The organism is Stenotrophomonas sp. DDT-1, from assembly GCF_001580555.1.
In the GTDB taxonomy this organism is placed as follows: Bacteria; Pseudomonadota; Gammaproteobacteria; order Xanthomonadales; family Xanthomonadaceae; genus Stenotrophomonas; species Stenotrophomonas sepilia.
In genome coordinates, this window is the sequence record NZ_LEKR01000001.1 from 62020 (window position 1) to 81707 (window position 19688).

Annotated in this window: 17 protein-coding genes; 6 read left to right on the forward strand and 11 right to left on the reverse strand. The window is 66.9% G+C overall.

Annotation, left to right across the window (positions count from 1 at the left end):
• Positions 1-27 precede the first annotated feature (27 nt).
• The gene (locus AB839_RS00260; protein WP_061477859.1) at positions 28-915 is read left to right on the forward strand and encodes a DMT family transporter; all 888 of its coding nucleotides are present in this window, start codon (positions 28-30) and stop codon (positions 913-915) included.
• Positions 916-1033: 118 nt separating this feature from the next.
• Here AB839_RS00260 and AB839_RS00265 read toward each other — a convergent pair whose 3' ends face one another.
• The 3 genes from AB839_RS00265 to AB839_RS00275 all read right to left on the reverse strand — a co-directional run bounded on the left by AB839_RS00265 (position 1034) and on the right by AB839_RS00275 (position 3759).
• Positions 1034-2038 (reverse strand): aminoglycoside phosphotransferase family protein, encoded by a 1005-nt coding sequence (locus tag AB839_RS00265; protein ID WP_061477860.1) that lies wholly within the window; start codon positions 2036-2038, stop codon positions 1034-1036.
• Positions 2039-2137: 99 nt separating this feature from the next.
• Positions 2138-3172 (reverse strand): heparan-alpha-glucosaminide N-acetyltransferase domain-containing protein, encoded by a 1035-nt coding sequence (locus tag AB839_RS00270; RefSeq protein ID WP_061477861.1) that lies wholly within the window; start codon positions 3170-3172, stop codon positions 2138-2140.
• Positions 3169-3759: a TetR/AcrR family transcriptional regulator gene (locus AB839_RS00275; protein ID WP_061477862.1), complete on the reverse strand. Its 591-nt coding sequence runs from the start codon at positions 3757-3759 to the stop codon at positions 3169-3171. Before AB839_RS00275 ends, AB839_RS00270 begins: the two co-directional genes overlap by 4 nt.
• Before the next feature lie 144 nt (positions 3760-3903).
• Between AB839_RS00275 and AB839_RS00280 the strand changes: the two genes are divergently transcribed.
• Positions 3904-4329 carry a DoxX family protein gene (locus AB839_RS00280; RefSeq protein WP_061477863.1) on the forward strand — a complete coding sequence of 142 codons (426 nt, stop codon included), beginning with the start codon at positions 3904-3906 and terminating at the stop codon, positions 4327-4329.
• Here the strand turns inward: AB839_RS00280 and AB839_RS00285 are convergent.
• Positions 4302-5105 carry an APH(3')-II family aminoglycoside O-phosphotransferase gene (locus AB839_RS00285; protein ID WP_061477864.1) on the reverse strand — a complete coding sequence of 268 codons (804 nt, stop codon included), beginning with the start codon at positions 5103-5105 and terminating at the stop codon, positions 4302-4304. The two genes, AB839_RS00280 and AB839_RS00285, sit on opposite strands and share 28 nt — an antisense overlap.
• A 278-nt stretch (positions 5106-5383) precedes the next feature.
• On the opposite strand from AB839_RS00285, the gene AB839_RS00290 reads away from it, so the two are divergent.
• Together AB839_RS00290 and AB839_RS00295 are read left to right on the forward strand one after the other, a co-directional pair.
• Positions 5384-6100, forward strand: coding sequence for an SDR family NAD(P)-dependent oxidoreductase (locus AB839_RS00290; protein WP_061477865.1), 717 nt, complete (start codon positions 5384-5386; stop codon positions 6098-6100).
• A gap of 96 nt (positions 6101-6196) precedes the next feature.
• Positions 6197-8143 (forward strand): GGDEF domain-containing phosphodiesterase, encoded by a 1947-nt coding sequence (locus AB839_RS00295; protein WP_061477866.1) that lies wholly within the window; start codon positions 6197-6199, stop codon positions 8141-8143.
• Here AB839_RS00295 and AB839_RS00300 read toward each other — a convergent pair.
• Positions 8140-8751 (reverse strand): TetR/AcrR family transcriptional regulator, encoded by a 612-nt coding sequence (locus AB839_RS00300; RefSeq protein WP_061477867.1) that lies wholly within the window; start codon positions 8749-8751, stop codon positions 8140-8142. The genes AB839_RS00295 and AB839_RS00300 overlap by 4 nt on opposite strands.
• A 103-nt stretch (positions 8752-8854) precedes the next feature.
• On the opposite strand from AB839_RS00300, the gene AB839_RS00305 reads away from it, so the two are divergent.
• Positions 8855-9931 (forward strand): MBL fold metallo-hydrolase, encoded by a 1077-nt coding sequence (locus AB839_RS00305; protein ID WP_061477868.1) that lies wholly within the window; start codon positions 8855-8857, stop codon positions 9929-9931.
• An 83-nt stretch (positions 9932-10014) separates the two neighbouring features.
• Here the strand turns inward: AB839_RS00305 and AB839_RS00310 are convergent, their stop codons facing one another.
• On the reverse strand, positions 10015-10314 hold the full coding sequence (locus tag AB839_RS00310; RefSeq protein ID WP_156476598.1) for a hypothetical protein: 300 nt from the start codon (positions 10312-10314) through the stop codon (positions 10015-10017).
• Between the two features lie 222 nt (positions 10315-10536).
• On the opposite strand from AB839_RS00310, the gene AB839_RS00315 reads away from it, so the two are divergent.
• Positions 10537-13656: a discoidin domain-containing protein gene (locus tag AB839_RS00315; protein WP_061477869.1), complete on the forward strand. Its 3120-nt coding sequence runs from the start codon at positions 10537-10539 to the stop codon at positions 13654-13656.
• 174 nt (positions 13657-13830) lie between these two features.
• On the opposite strand, the gene AB839_RS00320 is transcribed toward AB839_RS00315, so the two are convergent.
• The 5 genes from AB839_RS00320 to AB839_RS00345 are packed head-to-tail and all read right to left on the reverse strand — an operon-like array spanning position 13831 to position 19683.
• Positions 13831-14808 (reverse strand): ABC transporter substrate-binding protein, encoded by a 978-nt coding sequence (locus tag AB839_RS00320; protein WP_061477870.1) that lies wholly within the window; start codon positions 14806-14808, stop codon positions 13831-13833.
• A 16-nt stretch (positions 14809-14824) separates the two neighbouring features.
• Complete coding sequence (locus AB839_RS22020) at positions 14825-16570, reverse strand: amino acid ABC transporter permease/ATP-binding protein (RefSeq protein WP_082783257.1); 1746 nt, start codon at positions 16568-16570, stop codon at positions 14825-14827.
• Positions 16567-17118, reverse strand: a complete 552-nt coding sequence (locus AB839_RS00335; RefSeq protein WP_061477871.1) for a GNAT family N-acetyltransferase — start codon at positions 17116-17118, stop codon at positions 16567-16569. Before AB839_RS00335 ends, AB839_RS22020 begins: the two co-directional genes overlap by 4 nt.
• The gene (locus AB839_RS00340) at positions 17115-18335 is read right to left on the reverse strand and encodes a M20 aminoacylase family protein (RefSeq protein WP_082783258.1); all 1221 of its coding nucleotides are present in this window, start codon (positions 18333-18335) and stop codon (positions 17115-17117) included. The genes AB839_RS00335 and AB839_RS00340 overlap by 4 nt, the downstream gene beginning before the upstream one ends.
• A gap of 4 nt (positions 18336-18339) precedes the next feature.
• The gene (locus AB839_RS00345) at positions 18340-19683 is read right to left on the reverse strand and encodes an LLM class flavin-dependent oxidoreductase (protein WP_061477872.1); all 1344 of its coding nucleotides are present in this window, start codon (positions 19681-19683) and stop codon (positions 18340-18342) included.
• Positions 19684-19688: the final 5 nt, after the last annotated feature.

Genomic DNA, 19688 nt, shown 5'->3' on the forward strand with positions numbered 1-19688 from the left:
ACCCCCGCCCTTTCCCCAAGCGCCCCGATGCGGGCGGCGCTGCTGATGCTTGGCAGCACGATGGCATTCGGCCTGATGGCGGTCGCGATCCGCTACGCCACCCGGTACGTGCCAACCCAGGAAGTGGCGTTCTTCCGCAATGCCTTCGGCTTGCTGGCGTTGCTGCCGATGCTGCTGCGGCCGGGCCGTGCTCCGCTGAAGACGCAACAGCTGCCGCGCTATTTCGTGCGCAGTGCGATTGGCCTGGGCTCGATGCTGTGCGCGTTCTGGGCACTGGGCCACCTGCCGTTGGCGCAGGCGGTGTCGCTGTCGTACTCCACGCCGCTGTTCGTCACGATTGCCGCCGTGCTGTGGCTGGGTGAAACCGTGCGCGTGCGCCGCTGGGCCGCGGTCGTGGTCGGCTTCATCGGTGTGCTGGTGATCGTGCGACCCGGTACCGCCGGCTTCACCGCGGGCAGCCTGGTCGCCGTGGCCGCAGCGGTGCTCAGTTCGCTGGTGGCGATCCAGATCAAGCAGCTGACCCGCGTCGACAGCGCCGATACCGTGGTGCTCTACACCTACGTGTTCTGGGTGCCGCTGTCGCTGGTTCCGGCGCTGTTCGTCTGGGTCTGGCCGAGCGGCATGGCCTGGCTGTGGCTGCTGGCCACCGGCGTGCTCGGCACCATCGGCCAGCTGTTGTGGACGCGGGCGCTGCGCCGGGGTGAAGTCTCGGCGCTGACCCCGATCAGCTTCCTGCAGCTGCCGCTGGTAACGCTGTTCGGCTGGCTGCTGTTCAACGAAAGCGTGGACCGCTGGACGATCATCGGCGCCGGCATCATCCTCGCCGCCAACGCCTACATTGCCCACCGCGAGGCCGTACTTTCGCGCCGCGCCGCCAGCGCAGCCGCCTCGTCAGCGGCGAAGCCCGCCGAGTAGATCCGCGCCACGCGTGGATGACGCTGCACTCCTCTGTAGAGCCGAGCCTACGCTCGGCTGCTCTTCTCGCCTCCACCGTTGACTGAGCGCGCAGGGTTCATCCACGCATGGCGTGGATCTACAGCGCGCGATACACCCGCTCGGCCGCGTCGAACACATTGCCCGGGGCGAACTGTTCGCTGAGGAAATGCAGCGACTGCCGGCGCAGCTGCGGCGACCGGTCCTCTCCATCGCTGCCCAGCAGGACCTGCTGGAACTCGATCAGGTCCTGCAGGATGCGCCAGTGACGGTACCAGGCGATCCAGCGAGGGTCGCCGCGGTCACCGCCATAGCCCTCCTCGAATCCCACCGGGTTCTCGCGGCCCCAGCGCCCGCCGACAGCGCCACCGATGAACATCAGGTCGCGCTCGCGCGGTGCCAGCGACAGGCCATCCCAGTCGATCAGGTGCAGGCCGCCGTCATTGCCCATCAGCAGATTGCCGGCATGAAGGTCGGTGTGGCACAGGTGCAGCCGCACCGGCACATCCTGCAACGCCGCGTGCAGCTGCAGTGCCTGCGCGTGCAGCGCCGCGATGCGCGCGTGCTGCTGGTCCCAGACGGAGACGAAGGCACGGCCCAGCCCATCCTTGGCAGCCGCCAGGCCTTCGCCGGCCAGCCACTGCCCGACGGTCTCCAGCGCCGCGGTTTCCATCCGGATGCTCGGCAGCGCTTCCTGCAGCGCCGGTGGCGGGCACGCCTCGTGCAGGCGCCGCAGCACCTCGCCCAACCGTTGCCATTGCGTGCGGCTCAATGCCGCCTCGAAACCGGACTGGCCTTCCACATACGGGAACAGGGTGAACTGCAGGCCCCAGCGCTGCACCGATGCCCCGCCGGCCAGCGCCGGCCAGGGCGCAACGATTTCCTCGATCCCCAGCGTGCCGCGCAGCCAATGCAGGGTGTCCCAGACGGCTGGGGCCACCTGGTAGCTGCGGCATTTCAACCACCACTGCCCGCGCCGTGCATCGATGCGATACACGCTGGCGTTGGCATCGGCGCCAACCGGGCGTGGCACCACAGCGGTCGCGGTGATGCCATAGGACTGCTGGAGGACTTCGCCGAGATGCTGCGCCGAAGCGGATGACATGGATGCAAGCGGAAAGTGTTATCTGCGACAACTATCGCAGATGTGCCCGCCACGACACAGACATGTCCGTCACAACATCGTGCCCGCGCGACCAACGTGCTAGCCGGCGACGCGTCGCATCACTGCTTCCAATGGCCCCCGCGTGAACCGCCACGACCACAGCCACGCTGCGCCCGTGGCCAGCATCAGGAACAACAGCGCCCACAGCAGCACGGTCGGTAGCGACGCGCTGCCATCGAGCAGGCCCAACCATTCCAGCGTCCCCATGCCCAGCAGGATGTGGCCGACGTACAGGGTCAGGGTCATTCGCCCTGCTGCAGCCAGCGGTTCCAGCCAATCCCCCGGATGCCGGCGGCTGACCCAGAGGCATGCGGCAATCGCGCTGCAGGCTGCGCCCGCACCGGTCAACACGTAGGCCGGTCCCGGCGGCATCGGCTGCGTTCCCAGCCACGGCTGCCAGGGCGTTCCCTGTGCAAGGTGCTGCACGGCCTGGCCTGCGCCGATCAGCAGCAGGCCCACCAGCAGCAACGCACGCTGCACCCGCGGTTGTGACAACGGCAGGTGCGCCAGCAGCATGCCCAGCAGGAAGAAGCACATCCAGGGCAGCAAGGGATGGAAGCCGTTGAACAACAGGTTGCGCGCGGCACCCGGCCATTGCCAGAGACCGGCATACTCCAGCGTCTGCCAGTTCCAGCCCTGGCTGTAATTCCAGTGCAGCAGTGCCCAGAACGACCCGGCCGCGAGGCCGGCGATGCTGGCCAGCAGCACCCGTGGCGACGCACGCAGCCACAGCACCGCCAGCGCGAAATACACCGCGTAGTAGTGCAGGATGTCGGCCGGGAACAGGGTCAGGTTGAGCAGGCCCAGCGCCAGCAGGAACAGCGCGCGCCGCCAGGTCTGCGCGCTGGCCGGCATCCAGCCAAGGCGCTGCGTGGCCAGTACCAGGCCAAGTCCGGCCAGGGTGACGAAGGTCGCAGAGGCCTTGCCTTCCAGCAGATGGAAGAAGCCGGCCAGCCAACCCTCACCCTCTGCCGGCACGGCCATCGCCAGGCGGAAGTTGACCAGCACCATGCCGGCCAAGGCCAGGTAACGCGCCAGATCAACGCCGTGCAATCGCCGCTCAACCGCGCTCATGCGCGTGCACCGAGCAGCAGCGCGAGCAGGCCAGGGTCCAGCGGAGCCTCATCGGTGCCACCGGCTTCGCCCAGCCCCCGGCGCAGCGCATCGCTTTCGATGGCATCCAGCAGCACCTGCGCCTGCAGTGCCGGGGCCAGTACGGGACGCCGGCGTTCACGCTGTGCCACCTGCTGCAGGGCTTCGGCCAGCACAGCCTGCAATTGCCTGCGATTGGCCGCAAATGCCTCGGCCACGGCCCGATTGCGTGCGCTCTCGGCCAGCACTTCGACGGCGAGCGTCGCCCATTCCGGCTGGCTGCACAGTGCGTGGAAGTCCTGCAGGAACGCCAGCACCTGCGTGCGATCACCGTCGGCCGCGGCCAGCCGCTGCAGCAACGGCGCCAGTTCCTCGCTTTCGGCCACGGCCACTGCAAGGATGATCGCTTCCTTGCCGGGGAAGTGGTTGTAGAGATTGCCCAGGCTGACGCCGGCCGCCTGCGCGATGTCACGCATGCTGGTCTGGTGGAATCCCTTGGCGAGGAAGCACTGCAGGGCGGCCTGCAGGATCTGCTCGATGCGTTGCACGTTGCGGTCGGCTCGGTTCATGGCGTCAATAGTGAACGAACGTTCGTCCACCTTGAAGATGGCAACCCGTTCATCAGCGAGCTCCGTTCAGCCGGCCCTTGACCTCAACTGCGGTTGAGGCCCGATGCTGCGCGGCCCGTTCCAAGCCCAACCCGGAGAGACTTCATGCCACGGATGATCACCGCCCTGCTCGACAGCCGCCTGCTGTGGTTCCTGGCCCGACTGCTGCTGGCGGTGGTGTTCCTGTCATCGGGTCTGGCCAAGCTGCTGGCGTGGGACAACAGCGTGGCCGAAATGCAGGCGGCCGGGCTGCAACCGCCTGTGCTGTTCAACCTCGCCAGCGCCGTGGTGCTGCTGGGTGGCTCACTGTGCCTGCTGCTTGATCGCCTGCTCTGGCTGGGCAGCGGCGCGCTGGCGGTATTCATGCTGCTGACCATCACCATCGTGCATGCCTTCTGGACCAAGCACGGCACGGAACAGCAGCTGGCCCTGTTCTTCGCACTGGAACACCTGAGCGTGGTCGGTGGCCTGATCTGCGCGGCCATCGCCAGCCGCGCGCGGGCTCAGAAGAACTCGTCGAGCAGCCGGTAGAAAGCCAACCGGCGCTCGTCGGCCACAGCGCCGTAGCGTTGGAACAACGGTGTGACCCAGCGCGTATCATCGAAGTTGTGGACCAGGCTGCGCGCGGCCAGCGCCAGGTCCTGGTAGCGGTCGGCCACGCCCAGTCGCCCACAGTCGATGAACCCGCTGAAACGCCCCTCGGCCACCATCAGATTCGGAAGGCAGGCATCGCCATGACTGACCACCAGATCTTCATGATCGGGCCGTGTGCTGCACAGTTGGGCGAAGACCTGCTGTGGACTCTGTCCCAGGCGTTCGTCATCGAAGTCATCGGCGTCCACGCGCCCCGCCTCGACCCGTGCCTGCGCGGCCGGCAGGCGCGAGGCCAGCCGCTGATCGAACGGACAGGCTGCTACCGGCAACGCATGCAGCCCGCGCAGCGCGTCGGCCAGTATCTCCACCCGTTGCTGCGGCGCGAGTTCCGGCGACGAGGCCAGATCGCGGCCAGGCAGCGCGCTCATCAGCAACCAGCGCCGGCCCGCTTCTTCGGCCGTGGCAATCACCGTTGGCGCCGGTTGTCCCTGTGCCTGCAACCAGCGCAGCCGCGCGATCTCATCGCCCAGCTCACTGAAGGCGTCGATCAGTTCCGACTTGAGAAAGGCATCGGGGCGGCCCTGCCGCAGCACGCGGGCAACGTCGGCCCGCGAAACACCCATCGACTGCCGCTCGATGCGCGCATCGGCCAACGCCTTCTGCCACGCCAACGGCAGCGGCATGCCATCAGGGGTGGCGTTGTGCTCGTCCATGCCAGGAGATTCCTGTTGCCGGTGACCCTACGCATTCTCGCTCATCCTGGCGCACATCGCCTCCCGTGCGGGAGGCAGCCTGAGCGAGCTGACTGGGCCGTCGGCGGCCACTGCGTCCCAGCGCATGCAGCAGCGACGGCTGCTGCCACGGTACCGGTGCCAGTTCGACGACACGGCCTCGACCCTTACCGCCGAACGCGGCGGCCTGCGCGCGTTCGCCAAGTGGAGCACCGTTCTGGCAGCCGATCGTGGCTGCCGCAGTACAACGAGGAAGCAATATGAAATTGATGGTCATCGGCGCCAGCAGGGGCCTGGGACGCGCGTTCGTGGAAGGCCTCTGTGCCACGGGTGACACTGTGATTGGTGTCTCGCGCCACCGCCCGTGCGGCATCGCCTGCGCTGACGGCGTCACCCTGCAGTGGATCGAAGCAGACCTGTCCCGGCCGACCGTGGCTGCCGACCACATCGCAGCGCAGGCACCGACCGATATCGATGTGCTGATCCACAACCTGGGTATCTGGGAAGACAAGGCCTTCAGCGGCGAGTACGCCTTCCTCGATGAAAGCGACGCTGCACTCACGAAGCTGGTCGACGTCAACATCACCGCGACCCTTGTACTGCTGCAACGCCTGCTGCCCCGCGTACTGAGCGCAGCGCGCCCGCAGCTGGTGCTGACCGGTTCGACCTCGGCCCTGCCTCGCAGTGGCCGCCCGGAAGTGGCGTTCGGCGCCTCGAAGTTCGCCCTCAACGGCATCGCCGATGCGCTGCGCGAGGGCTTCCGCGATCGCCGGCTGGCGGTGACCAGCCTGCAGTTGGGCTACCTCAACACCGATGACGCCTTGTCGGTGCCGGTGGCCGAGGCCGCAGCGCGCGGCGACGGTGAGCAGGTGCCGGTCCACGATGTCGTGGCCATGGTAAGCGCCCTGTTGCAGCTGTCATCCTCCGGCTTCGTGCGCGAACTGGTGCTGCCCGCCATCGCCGACCCGCGCTACTGACCTTGCCGGCCGCCGCAGAGCACCCTCAGTGGCCGCGCGCGCGGTCGTGGTTTACCCTGCTGGTCACTGGCCGTCGGTCACAGGCGGGAACCTGCTATGGATGCGCTTTCACGGGTCTGGGCCCAGGTCCCGGACAGCGCCCTGCCCAGCCTGCCGCTGTATCTGCTGCAGGCCACGGCAGTGATCGGCATGATCGGCGTGCTGCTGATCGCCACCCGTCGCGCCGGGCACGCCATAGAAGGCCGTCGCCTGTATGTCGGCGTAGCGCTGGGCCTGATCTACCTGTTCAATTCCTGGTTCGTGGCCCGTTATTCCCAGGGTGTCGTCAAACTGCACCTGGGCTTCGACATCCTGCTGGTCAGTGGCCTGCTGGGCGGCTGGCGCGGCGGCCTGGCCTGCCTGGCTGCCGCCCTGCTGGCCCGCTACCAGTTCGTCGGTATCCCGTTCTTCCTGCCTGCCAGCCTCGAGGCCGTGTTGCAGATGGTGGCGGGCGTCTGGCTGCGCAGGCACCTGTACCCGCGCATGCTCAACGAGCTCTCGCCGCGCATGATCCTGCAGGCCTGGTCCGTGCGTATCGGGGTAACCGCTCTGGGTTTGGCGCTGGGTGTGGCGATCATTGGCGCCGATCAACTGCCGGTGGCCGAGCTGGCGATCCAGCGCGTGCTGGCACTGCCGGTCTCGCTGCTCGTGCTCGGCGCCGTATTCGCGCTGGTCTACAACGATGCCCAGATCGATGCGCAACGCCAGCGCGAACAGGCCTGGCTGCGCATCGATCCGATCAGCGGGCTGCCCAACATGCGTGCGCTCGGTGAACGCCTACAGCAGTACTGGCGGGATAACGACGGCACCGGCAAGGCCTGCCTGATCGTGGCCGAGATGGGCAATCTGCGCGATCTGCGCCTGCGCTACGGGCCGTTGCAGGACAACGGCCTGTGGCAGCGCGACAGCACCGAAGAGGTGCATCGGTTGCTGCCCTCGCTGCCGGCTGCGCAGCTGGAGATCTACCAGTTCGGTGATGCCGCGCTGGCGATCCTGGTGCGCGGCCTGACCTTGTCCACACTGCGCACGCAACCGCAGATCACCGAGCTGGCCAGCAACCTGGCTGATCGGGTCGGCCGCGATTGGCCGGGCTTCCGGCCGCTGTTCCGCTGTGCAGTGGTTGAATTGAAGCCCCCTGCTGATGCCGATGAAGGACATCTTCCGTTCCGCGCCATCACCGTGGCACTGAGCGCGATCGAGTCGGGCGTGGTGTTTTTCGATGACCCGATCCAGCGCGACAGCGAGATCGACACCCTGATCGAGGTTGCCCTTGAGCACTGGCTGCAGCAGGGCAATGCGCCGCTGTGCTACCAGCCCAAGCATCGCCTGCAGGACCGCCAACTGGTCGGCGCCGAAGCACTGCTGCGCATGCGCGACGGCGAAGGCCGGCCGATTGCCCCGATGCGGGTGATCTCGCTGCTGCGCCGGCAGGGGCGGCTGGCAGACCTGGAATGGGCCACGCTGCGGTCGGCGGTGCACTTCCTGCAGCACTGCCGGCGGGACGGCGCGGCGCTGACCATTGCAGTCAATGTTTCAGCCGAATCGCTGCGCCTGCCCGACTTCGGCCTGCGCCTGCAGGAGCTGCTGCAGCTGCATGACATCCCCGGTGCGATGCTGCGCCTGGAGATCGTCGAATGGACCGAAATCGTCGAGCGCGACGTGGTCGATGCCAACTTCGCACAGCTGCTGGCAGCCGGGGTCACCCTGTCGCTGGATGATTTCGGCGCCGGCTATTCAACCCTGATCCTGCTTTCGCAGCTGGCCATCGCCGAGGTCAAGATCGAGCAGGCGCTGATCGCCACGCTGTCCGACGCCAAGTCGCAGTCGATCGTGCGCTTCATCGTCGAGGTCGCGCACCGCTGCGGCGCGATCGTGGTGGCCGAGGGTACCGAGACCCTGGCCCAGGAACAGAAGCTGCGCGCACTCGGGGTGGATGTCGGCCAGGGCTACCTGTACTCGGCGGCGCTGCCGGCCGACGAGTTCCGTCGCTTCGCAGCCGGCTAGACCGCGTAGAACCCCAGGAACATCGCCACCGCCGATTCGGCCACGCGCGCACGTTCCTGCGCAGTCAACGGTGGCTGCCCCATCGTGACCTGCGGCCAGAACGCGAAGCTCTTCACCAGCCCATGCAACTGGGCGCCGGCAAAGTCCGGATCCACCTCGCGCAGGCGGCCATCGGCAATTGCTGCGCGGATCCAGGCACTCTCGCCACTTTCCTTCTCGCCCATGCGGCAGACGATGGCCTGCGCGCGCTCCGGTGAATGGATGATCTCGGCCATCGCGACCCGCGCCAGATCGATGAAATTCCCATCGCTGAGCAGGTCCAGCTTCTGGCGCAGCAACTGCAGCAACTGCGTCTGCAGCGGCTGGTCGGCGCGGTATGGCAGTGCGTCGCTGGCCACGCTGCGCTCCCACAGCTCCTCCAGGATCATCGAGAACAGTGCTTCCTTGCTCGGGAAATGGTTGTAGACGGTGCGCTTGGAGACCCCCGCCGCCTCGGCGATGCGGTCCATGCTGGTCGCCTCGTAGCCCGATGCACGGAACTCCTCCACCGCCGCGCGCACGATGGCGTCACGTTTGCGGTCGGTCAGGCGTTGCGGGGCACGGGACATGGCGGAACCGGATAACTGAACGGATGCCTCCATTTTACACTCGACAGTGTACTTTTGAAAAACACGAAACTACACTGTGCAGTGTACTCAGCGGACGTCACCCATGAAGCGCCTGCTCCTTGTCCTCCTGCTCGGAATCCTCGCCGTGACCGCCTACACCTTCTGCAAGTCCTGGTCTCTTCCCGACTTCCCCGATTCGCCGCAGTACCGTGATGGCAAGTTCCGCAATGCCCTGCCCCGTCCGGCGATGGGCCTGCGCGACGGCGCGGGAATCTGGTGGACGTTCCTGTTCAACAAGCCCAAGGACACCGTGCCCGCGCACCCGATTCCGGTGAAGCCGCTGGACCGCGCCACGCTGGACGCCGCACCGGATCGCAGCCTGTTCCGGCTGGGGCACTCCACGATCCTGCTGAAGCTGCGTGGCCAGTACTGGCTGACCGATCCGGTGTTCTCCGAGCGCGCCTCGCCGGTGCAGTGGATGGGGCCGGCACGCTTCCATGCACCGCCGATCAGCATCGACGCGCTGCCGCCGATCGCCGGTGTGATCCTCTCGCACAACCACTATGACCACCTGGACCATGCCGCGGTCATGCAGCTGGCCGGCAAGACCGCGCGCTTCATTGCACCGCTCGGCGTCGGCGACCAGCTGGTCGCGTGGGGGGTGGATGCGCGCAAGGTCGAGCAGCTGGACTGGTGGCAATCCACCGAAGCCAACGGCCTGCGCCTGACCGCGACCCCGGGCCAGCACTTCTCCGGCCGCGGGCTGGGTGACAGCGACCGCAGCCTTTGGGCGTCGTGGGTGATCCAGGACGGTGACTTCCGCATTTTCTTCAGCGGCGACACCGGCTACTTCGACGGCTTCAAGGCCATCGGCGAGAAGTACGGTCCGTTCGACCTGACCATGATCGAGACCGGCGCCTATGATCCGCGCTGGGCATTCGTGCACATGCAACCGGAACAGACGCTGCAGGCGCACCTGGACCTGCGCGGCAAGTGGCTGCTGCCGATCCACAACGGCACCTTCGATCTGGCCCTGCATGCATGGCAGCAGCCGTTCGAGCGCATCACCGCATTGGCGGCCGCAAAAAATGTACCGGTGGCCACGCCGATGATGGGCGAAGCGCTGGACATGCAGGCACCGCAGTCGGGTACGCGCTGGTGGGAGACGGTGGAGTTGTAACCGGCGTGACGGGGCGTCATGTATCCCAAGGCCCTGTAGAGCCGAGCCATGCTCGGCTGCTTCTGAAACGTGTTCAGTGGAAGTCAAGCAGGCTCAGCTCTGGCGAAACTGCAGGTAGAGACGCTGGCAGCATTGCTGACATCAAAATGCACCGCTATCAACTCGGCTTCCGGGAGCGCCTTCTGGACCTGCGCGCATGTGTCACGCGCGACATCGTTTGCGGCCGTTCCCTCTCGCCAGAATCGCAACGCCAAGATGCCCGGCAAACCGCTGCCCAGCAATGCATCGTCACATCCCGACTCTGCAAGACATCGCTCAAATGCACTGAGATCTTCTCCGGTATCGGGCACCCGATACATCAGCGTGAAGCTGAATTCCATCATCAATCCATTTCAGACCTGAGGTCGTTATCAATCAGCGTATGACCTAGCCGGCAGGCGTCCAGAGCCACATGCGTCAGTCCCATCGATGAATCGTGACTCAAGCCCACGAAGGAGGCGACCGGGGATCATCCGCAACCTATTGCAGCGCGTCATGTAACCGATTACATCCCTTGCTAGCGTAGCGCTCGCCCGATACCGGCAGAACCTGCGAGGCTGTACGTAATGACATTGCGCGCCGAACGCTCCAAGCTCTCCCGCTCAGCCATTCCATGGCGAGCTGCCGCCACCCTGCTGTTGGCCGCCCTGGCCTCCAGCGCACAGGCACAGCCCCTTCCCCCGCGCAGCCAATGGCAGGCCAGCAGTTCCTCGCAGCAGGTGCCGGCGATGGCGATCAGCCACCTGATCGACGGCAACCCGAAGACCGTTACCGGCGGCGCATTCAGTCCGGGCCACTGGTTCCAGATCGATCTCGGCACGCCTGCAACGCTGGCCGGCGCGCGCCTCACCTGGGATGTCTCCAATCCGGAAGGCTATTCGCTGCAGACCTCACTGGACGGCAGGCAGTGGCAGACCGCGTACACGATGGCCGATTCGCTGAGCGACGTGGAAACGCTGTACTTCGCGCCGCGCCAAGCGCGCTACCTGCGGCTGGCCAGCCCGCAGCGCACTTCCGATTGGGGCGTGTCGATCTTCGAGATGGAGCCGCTGGACAGCACGCTCGGCGCACGCATCAGCGGTATCGATGCAACGCAGGCAGCGGCGCTGTGGCTGGGCGGCGCTGCCGTCGCGATTCCCGTCGGGAAGCCAGGCGCCCATGCGCTCGAGATCACGCTGCCGCAGGCCCAATCAACGGCTGGCCTGGTGGTCGACTGGGCCGATGGCGCACGAGGCGCCGCCCGACTACAGGCGCAGGATGCACAGGGCCGTTGGCAGGACCTCGCACACGATGCACAGGCGGCCAGTCACCGGCAAAGCTGGCTGGCCGCCACTGCAGCACAACCATTGCGTGCTTTCCGCCTGAGCGTGGACGGCGCTGCGCCGCAGATCGCACGCCTGCGCCTGCTCGGTCCGAATGCCGTGATGACGCCGATGAAGCAGTATCAGATCGTCGCCAGCGGCGCCCAGCGCGCATTGTTCCCGGCCTCGCTGCAGATGCAGCAGACCTACTGGATGGCCGTGGGTGTGCATGCAGGACGACAGAAGTCGATCTTCGATGAGTACGGCAACCTGGAAGCCTTCAAGGGCGCACCGCTGGTGCAGCCCATCTGGCGCAATGCCGATGGCCAAACCGCCGGCGCCGCCGGGCAGGCCATGCAGCATGCCCTGCGCGACGGCTGGAAGCCGATGCCCTCCGCCACCTGGTCACCGCAACCCGGCCTGCAGCTGCGCAGTGAAGTATTCGCCATCGAGCGCGATGGCCAGCCGGTGACCTTCCTGCGGCATCGGCTGCAGAACACGGGAAGCACGAAGATCGAAGGCACGCTCAGCCTCGTGGTGCGCCCGATGCAGATGAATCCACCGTGGCAGAACGGCGGGCTGTCCCCGATCCGCGAGGTGACCATCGACGGGCAGGCCCTGCGTATCAATGGGCGCACGCTGCTGCAGTCGCTCACGCCGGTGGCTGCGTCGGGCGCGGCGCCATTCGGCAAGGATGGCGCAACGGAGATCACCGCGACCCTCGCTGCCGGCCAGCTGCCTTCCACGCAACAGGCGCGTGATGACCAGGGGCTTGCCTCGGCTGCATTGAACTACCGCGTCTCGTTGGCGCCGGGAACCAGTGATGCCATCGTGGTCGCGTTCCCGTTGGGCACCGCCGCCGCCGATGCCAATGGCGTGCTGCCCGAAGCGCCTGCGCTGGATCTGGCCACGCTGCCCCGCGATGCCAATGCGGCGTTTGATTCACTGGCCACGCAGGCGTCTGCGGACTGGCAGGCACGGCTGGGCCAGGTCGGCCTGCGCCTGCCCGATCCGTCGCTGGTGGACATGCTGCGCGCGCAGGCCGCCTACATGCTGATCAACCAGACCGGTCCAGCCATGCAGCCCGGCCCGCGCAACTACAACCGCTCCTTCATCCGCGACGGCATGGCCACCTCGGCGGTGCTGCTGCGCATGGGCGAAGCGCGTGTCGCGCGCGATTACCTGGCCTGGTACAGCGAACACGGCGTGCATGCCAACGGCCTGGTCTCGCCGATCCTCAACGACGATGGCAGCGTCAACACCGGCTTTGGATCGGACATCGAGTACGACAGTCAGGGCCAGTACGTCGCGCTGGTGGCCGATGTCGCGCGCCTGGACGGCGGCCCCGAGTCGGTGCGTGGCTATCTGCCGAAAGTGAAAGCAGCGCTGCGCTTCCTGCAGGAACTGCGCGAACGTACGCTGGTGCCCGGTTACAAGGCTGACCAGCCTTCGCCGGAACGGTTCGCGGGCATTCTTGCGCCGTCGATCAGCCATGAGGGCTACCCCTCGCCCACCCACAGCTACTGGGACGACTATTGGGGCCTGAAGGGCTGGCACGACGGCGCGTGGCTGGCCGAATCGCTGGGCGACCACGAGACCGCAGCGTGGGCACGCGAACAGTACAAACTGCTTTACGACGCGCTGCATGCCTCGATCCGGGCGACGATGGCGTGGAAGGGCATCGACTTCATTCCCTCCTCGGCCGATCTGGGCGATGGCGATCCCACCGGCGTTTCGATCGCACTGGACCCGACCGGCGCACAGAGCGTGTTGCCCGCCGAGGCGCTGCGGACCACCTTCGCGCGCTATCTGGACGATGTGCGCAAGCGCAGCCAGCCCGGTGCGCTGTATGCGTACACACCGTACGAGATCCGCAACGTGCTGAGCTATGTGCACCTGGGCCAGCCGCAGGTCGCCGATGAGCTGCTGCAGGGGCTGCTGCATGACCGGCGCCCGCTTCAGTGGCAGGTGCTGGCCGAGGTCGTGCACTCACGCCTGCGCTTTCCTCGCTACCTGGGCGACATGCCGCACACCTGGATCGGTGCCGAATACGGCCGCACGCTGTTCGGCATGCTGATGCGCGAAGACGATGATGTGCTCTCGCTGCTGCCGGGCACGCCACCGTCTTGGGTGGCTGGCGATGGATTGGCGGTGGAAGGCCTGCCCACCGCGTATGGCACGTTGCAGATGCAGGCACGGCAACGCGACGGCACGCTATCGATCACGCTGGGCAAGGGCCTGCGCAGTGGGACGGCGGTAAAGGTCTGGTGGCCGGCGCGGACGATGCCGAAGACCGTGCGTGTGGATGGGCGCGACGTTACCGCGTTCGATGCGGAGGGCATGCGCCTGGCAAGACCATTCAGAACGCTGGAGGCGCGTTGGTAGAGCAGCCGAGCATGGCTCGGCTCTACAGAAAGCAGACTCCGCCAGTAGATCCACGCCATGCGTGGATGCTCCTGTAGAGTCGAGCCATGCTCGACTCATCGCGCACCGCGCGAACTGCAGCCGAGCATGGCTCGGCTCTACAGAAGCAGCGGTAGCGCCGGGCCACGCCCGGTGTCATTGCAGCGTCGGCAAGCCCGGCGGATTGGTCTGCGATTGCGGCACCGCCTCCTCGGCCACGTTCCAGCGCTTCAATGCCTGCGCATAGGTGCCGCTGCCGATCTGGGTGTTCAACGCCTGCGTCACCGCATCGGCCAGGCCGCTGCCCTTGCGCGTGGTCACCGAGATCGCCGCAGCGTTCGGCCAGCCCCCGGGGAACAGGCCCACGCGCCGCACCTTGCCATCGCGTGCCGAGTAGGCGCCGGTGGCATTGGGCTCGAACGAGACATCGGCGCGGCCAGTGATCACCGCCAAGCGGCCGACCACGGCGTCATCGAAGTACTGGTACTCCACCGGTTTCAGGCCGGCCGCAATGTTCTGCCGGTCCCACTGCCGCAGGATCTGGTCCTGGTTGGTGCTGGCACCCACCACCACCTTCAGCCCGGCCACATCAGCGGGTTTCTCGATCTTCTGGATGGGCCCATCGCTGCGCGTGTAGATGCCCAGAAGATCGTAGCGGTAGCTGGAGAAGTCGAACTTCTTCTTGCGCTCTTCGGTCACCGTCACGTTCGACAGCACCGCATCGTACTTGCCCGATTCCAGCCCCAGCGGCCAGTCCGCCCACGCGACCGGCACGATCACCAGCTTCAGGCCCAACGCATCGGCAATCAGCCGCGCGATGTCGGGCTCGATGCCGACCACGTCCTTGCTGTCGGCGCCGTAGTCGGCCAGCGGTAGCTGCCCCGGATGGGTGGCTACGGTAAACGCACCAGGGGTGACGAACTGATAGCCGGCGGGGATCAACGCCTGCGCCTTCGGGTCAAACGTGCCCTTCAGCACGGCCGTGTTCGCACCGGCCAGGCTGGTCGCGGCCACGGTGCCGGCATCCGGTGCCTGGCGTACGCGCGAATAGACGATGCCGGCAATGCCGATGACCAGCACCGCCACGATCAACAGGGTGCTGCGCGAGGGGCGACGCGGTGCTGCAGGGCTCATGGTGTTCCTTCCGGGGTTACAGGGTCTTGGCCAGGAAATCGGCGGTGCGTTGCTGGCGCGGGCGCTCGAACAGGGCCTCGGGCGTGCCCTGCTCGATCACCCGTCCCTGGTCCATCATCACCACGTGGTCGGCCACGCGGCGGGCGAAGCCCAGCTCATGGGTGACGATCACCAGCGTGGTGCCGGAACGGGCCAGCTCTTCGATCACGCTGAGCACTTCGGCCACCAGCTCCGGGTCCAGCGCCGAGGTCGGCTCATCGAACAGCAGTACCTTTGGCTGCAACGCCAGCGCGCGGGCGATCGCGATGCGCTGCTGCTGGCCACCGGACAGCTGGCGCGGGAAGGCATCGGCCTTGTCGGCCAGGCCGACCCGTTCCAGCAGCGTGCGCGCCTGCTGCTCGGCCTGCGCGCGCGGCACACCGCGTACTGCGATCGGCGCTTCGATGATGTTCTCCAGCGCGGTCAGGTGCGGGAACAGGTTGAAGCCCTGGAACACCATGCCCACTTCGGCACGCCGACGGCGGATCTCACGCTCGGGCAGTTCGTACAGGGTGTCACCGTCACGGCGGTAGCCGATCAACTGGCCGCCGACGGTCACGTAGCCGCTGTCGGCACGCTCCAGGTGGTTGATCAGCCGCAGCAGCGTGGACTTGCCGGCGCCCGATGGGCCGATCAGCACCGTCACGCTGCCGGCGCGCAGGTCCAGGTTCACATCCTCCAGCACCGGCTGGTCGCCAAACACCTTGCCTACGCCGTGCAGCGACACCGCCGCGCCCTCGCCCGCTTCGACCTGGGTGGCGATGCGCGGTCGGTGGATCACGCGCGGAGCAGCATCACTCTGCACGCGCAGCAGCGATGACACGTGCGATGCCGAGCGCTCGCGCTGCAGCTGGCCGCGCGCGAAACGCTGCTCCACGCGCCGCTGCAGCAGTGAAAGTACGGTCAGGATCACCAGGTACCAGACCGTGGCCACCATCAGCAGCGGCACCACCTCCAGGTTGCGGCGGTAGATCACCTGCACCGTGTAGAACAGCTCAGGCAGCGCCAGCACGTAGACCACCGACGTGCTCTTGGCCAGGCCGATCACATCGTTGAACGCGGCCGGCAGGATCGAGCGCATCGCCTGCGGCAGGATGATGCGGCGCACCTGGCGGCCACGTGGCAGGCCCAGCGCGGCCGCGGCCTCGTACTGGCCGTGGTCAACCGACAGAATGCCGCCGCGGATCACTTCGGCCGAGAACGCGGCTTGGTTCAGGGTCAGGCCCAGCACCGCGGCAGTGAACACACCGATCAGCTGCGTGGTCGGGTACGAGAACAGGTTGATGCCGGTGAACGGCACGCCCAGCTCGATGGTGCTGTACAGGTAGCCCAGGTTGTTCAGTAGCAGCAACAGCACCAGCAGCGGGATCGAGCGGAACAGCCACACGTAGCCCCACGACACCGCCGACAGCAGCGGCGAGCCGGACACCCGGGCCAGCGCGAGCAGCGTACCCAGCGCGAAGCCGAGCGCAGTGCCAAGCGCGGTCAGCAGCAGCGTACGGCCCAGCCCCTCCAGCACCGGGCGCGCGAAGAACCATTCGGCGAAGGTGCCCCAGCCCCAGCGCGGATTGCCCAGCACGGACTGCAGCCCGATCAGGATCAGCGCCAGTGCCAGCACCGTGCCGAAGACCTGCAGCGGATGCCGGGCCGGCACGATCTTCAGCGCCGGCGCTGGCGCCGGCCGGGTTGCAATGCCATCCAGCGCGGTCGAAGGCGTGCTCACGCGTGGGCTCCTTGCAGCTGGATCTGCGCAGGCAGGATGGGGGGCGCCGGTGCCCGCAGGTGCTTTTCGAACGGCAGGTGCGCAATGGTTTCGGGATCCGCATCCAGATCGAACAGCGCGGTGTAACCATGGCTGAGGTACAGGCCAACAGCTTCAGGCTGGCGGAAGCCCGTCGTCAGGAACACCCGCCGATACCCTTGCCGCGCCGCCTGCTCTTCCAGCTCCTGCAGCACGCGCCGCGCAATGCCCTGGCGACGCAGCCCGGGCAGCGTCCAGATGCGCTTGAATTCGGCGGTATCCGGATCACGGTGCGGCATGAACGCACCGCCGGAAATCGCCACCCCGTCGCGCAGCAGCAGCACGAAGGCGCCCACCGGGGCCGCAAAGGCCTGCGCCGGATAGCGCTGCAGCTCCTCGCGGGCGCTGCCACCGATGCGTCGACGCACGTCGGCGTAGCGGCTGTCGTACTCCTGCTCCAGGCCGTCGAACAGCGGCCGCGCCAGTGGGTCATCCACCGAGGTGTAGAGGAAGCGTTCGTTGCTGCTCATGCCACGTCCTTCACCAGATAGTCTTCGGCCAGCCGTGCCCACAGGCTGGCAGCGGGTGCAATGGCGGCGTCGTTGAACACATAGCGTGGGCTGTGCAACGGTGCGCTGTCGCCGTTGCCGACGAACACGAAGCTGCCGGGCCGCGCCTGCAGCAGGAAGGCAAAGTCCTCACTGGCGGTGCGCGGTGCGAAGTCGGGCACCACCTGTTCGGCGCCGAAGCCCTGCAGCGCCACCTCGCGGATGTACGCAGTCTGCTGCGGGTGGTTGATCACGCTGGGGAAGCCGCGCGGGAATTCAATCTCGGCGCGCGCGCCGAACGCGGCGGCGGTCTGCTCGGCAAGTTCCGTGACCCGCCGCCGCAGCGTGTCGCGCACTTCCGGCAGATAGGCGCGCACGGTCAGCTTCAGCTCGACCACGTCCGGAATCACGTTGGCGGCCTGCCCGCCGTGAATCGAGCCAACCGTAACCACGCCCATCTGCCGCGGGTCGACATTGCGCGACACCACACTCTGCAATGCGGTGACGATATGCGCCGCCGCCAGGATCGGGTCGACACTCCCTTGTGGCTCGGCACCGTGGCCGCCCTTGCCGATCACCTTCAGCCGCGCCCAGTCCACCGACGCCATCGCCGGGCCATCGACAAAGCCGAAGTGCCCCACCGGCACGCCCGGCCAGTTATGCAGCCCATAGATCGCATCCACCGGGAAGCGTTCGAACAGGCCATCGGCCATCATCTTCGACGCGCCCGAACCCGTCTCCTCTGCAGGCTGGAATACCAGCTGCAGGGTGCCGTCGATATTGCCGTGATGGGCGAGGTAATGCGCGGCGGACAGCAGGATCGCGGTATGCCCATCGTGACCACAGGCATGCATCAGGCCCTCGGTCTGGCTGGCGTAGGCCAGGCCGGAGTCCTCGCGGATCGGCAGCGCATCGATGTCGGCACGCAGGCCCAGGCGACGGCTGCCCTGCCCGCGCTGCAGCGTGCCGACTACGCCGGTGCCGCCGAGGCCGGTGGTGACCTCATAGCCCCATTGCTGCAGCAGCTCGGCCACGCGGGCACTGGTGCGATGCTCCTCGAAGGCCAGCTCCGGGTGCCGGTGCAGGTCATGGCGGATCGCGATTGTGGCCTCGGCGCGTGCCGCGATCTCCGGCAATATGCCGCTGGTTGGGTAAGTCCGCCGGGCGCGGCCCGGCGCTACCGCGGTTTCTCCGCTCATCGCCTTATCCCGCCTTCCGTGCCGGCTCGGCATCGGTCGCATGGCGGCTTGCCTTGTACGGCAGGTCCAGATGCTCGCGCAGCGTCTGCCCTTCCAGCGCGCGCTGGTGGTAGCCCCGCGCCTGCAGGATCGGCAATACCTGGGTCACGAAATCGTCCAGGCCCTCGCGCTGCGCGGCAAAGCCGAGAATGAAGCCATCGCTGGCACCGGCATCGAACCAGCGGATCAGCTCATCGGCCACGTGCTCCGGCGTGCCGATGAAGTTCGGTCGCGGGCTCACCGCTTCCAACGCCACCTGGCGCAGGCTCAAGCCCTTCTCACGCGCATCCTGCTTGATGCGGTCGGTGGTGGAACGGAACGAGTTGCTGCCGATGTCACCCAGCTCCGGGAACGGTGCATCCGGGTCGTACTGGCTGAAATCGTGGTGATCGAAGAACCGGCCGAGATAGGCCAGCGCATCCTCCAGCGTGGCCAGTGCGGCGATCGCCTGGTACTTGGCTTCGGCCTCCTCGGCAGTACGGCCGACGATGGGGCCGATGCCCGGAAAGATCTTCACGTCATTGCCGCTGCGGCCATGCGCGATCGCCGAATTCTTCACCTTCTGGGTGAACGCGCGGGTTTCCTCCAGCGACGGCGAGTGGGTGAACACCGCGTCGGCGTACTTGCCGGCCAGCGCGATGCCGTCGTCGGACGAACCGGCCTGGAAGATCACCGGCTGGCCCTGCGGCGAACGCTGGATGTTGAGCGGCCCTTCCACCTGGAAGAAGCGGCCCTTGTGGTCGAGGCGGCGGAACTTTTCCGGCGCGAAGAAGATACCGCTGTCGCGCTCGCGCACGAAGGCGTCGTCGTCCCAGGAATCCCACAGCCCCTGCACCACCTCCAGATACTCGTCGGCGATCTGGTAGCGCAGCGCATGTTCCGGGTGTGGCCGGCCATAGTTGCGGCCCGAACCCTCCAGTGGCGAGGTCACCACGTTCCAGCCGGCACGGCCGCCGCTGAGCAGATCCAGCGAGGCGAACTGGCGGGCCACGGTGAACGGATCGCTGTAGGACGTCGACAGCGTACCCGCCAGGCCGATCTTCTTCGTTGCCGTGGCCAGCGCCGACAGCAGCGAGATCGGCTCGAAGCGGTTGAGGAAATGCGGGATCGACTTCTCGTTGATATACAACCCGTCGGCCACGAAGCCGAAGGCGATACCGTTGTCCTCGGCCGTGCGTGCGATGTCGATGTAGAACTGCAGGTTGACGCTGGCATCAGCCGGATTGGACGGATGCTTCCAGGCATGCATGTGGCTGCCGGGGCCCTGCAGCATGATGCCGAACGGAATGTGGCGCGGGGTCGTGCTCATTGGGA